Source organism: Mesorhizobium sp. M7A.F.Ca.CA.001.08.2.1 (assembly GCF_003998455.1).
GTDB lineage: Bacteria > Pseudomonadota > Alphaproteobacteria > Rhizobiales > Rhizobiaceae > Mesorhizobium > Mesorhizobium ciceri.
The window spans coordinates 1-1052 of record NZ_RZPW01001222.1 but is presented as its reverse complement, the minus strand read 5'-3'; the positions used below and the strand labels follow the sequence as shown (position 1 = coordinate 1052).

The 1052-nt window shown below is 60.8% G+C and carries 1 protein-coding gene; it reads right to left on the bottom strand.

The annotated features are described in order from the left end of the window. Positions 1–9: 9 nt before the first annotated feature. Positions 10–958 (bottom strand): IS630 family transposase gene (locus EN914_RS36360; RefSeq protein WP_127218634.1). Its coding sequence is split into 2 segments (ribosomal slippage): positions 10–621 and positions 623–958, totalling 948 coding nucleotides; the frame shifts between segments, so codons are not numbered across the junction. Between the last annotated feature and the right edge of the window lie 94 nt (positions 959–1052).

Sequence of the window (1052 nt, the reverse complement as noted above, 5' to 3'; positions counted from 1 at the left end):
TAGAGCGTTTCACGTTTTGACGGAAGCGTACCCGGCTTTTGCGAAGTAGTTTTTGCATTCGGCTGCCTCGATGGTTTCGACGAGGTGGCCGATGTGGCGCCACGTGTCCTCGACGGTGCGTTTCTGAGCTTGGCGCATCCAGTGTTTGATCTTGGCGAAAGCCTGCTCGATCGGATTGAGGTCCGGCGAGTAGGGCGGTAGATACCAAAGCCTGGCGCCGGCAGCTTTGATCATCTGCCTGATGGCCGCTGATTTATGGCTTCCCAGGTTATCCATGACCACGATGTCGCCGGGCTTCAGCACGGTGATGAGCTGCTGCTCGACATAGGCGCGGAAGCACTGGCCGTTAATCGGTCCGTCGAAGACGCAAGGTGCAGCGAGCCGATCGCAGCGTAGCGCGCCGAGGAAGGTCAGCGTGCGCCAGTGCCCGTGCGGAGCCAGGCCGCGCAGCCGCTTGCCCTTCGGCCCCCAACCTCGCAGTGGAGCCATGTTGGTCTTGATCCAGGTCTCATCGATGAAGACCAGACACTGCGGATCGAGACCGGCCTGCCAGGACCGCCATCGTTGGCGCCTGCGGGCAACATCGGCGCGTGCCTGCTCAAGGGCGAACAGTGTTTTTTTTGAAGCTCAGGCCCTCGCGGCGCAGGAACAACCACACCGCGTTGTGCGAGACCTTGACCCCGCGACCGGCCAACTCATCCTTCAGGCCGTGCAGCGTCAGATGCGGCGTCTCACGTATACGTGCCTCGATGAAGGCACGGTGCGGCTCCAGCACCCTCTTGCGATGTCCACCCATCTTGCCTGGTGCCACCGAACCGGTCGTCCCATGGCGCTGCAGCAGCTTTACCGCCGCGGAAATCGAAATGCCAAACCGTTTGGCGGCCGAGCGGCGGCTCTCGCCACCCAAAACCGCAGCCACCACCCGTTCGCGAAGATCATTGGAAAAAGGTCGCGTCATCAGATGCTGGCCTCCACTCCAGCCAGCATCTTGAATCACAAAACTCACAAATCGGGAATCCCCTACGATTCCATCAAGTCGTGAACCGCTCTAG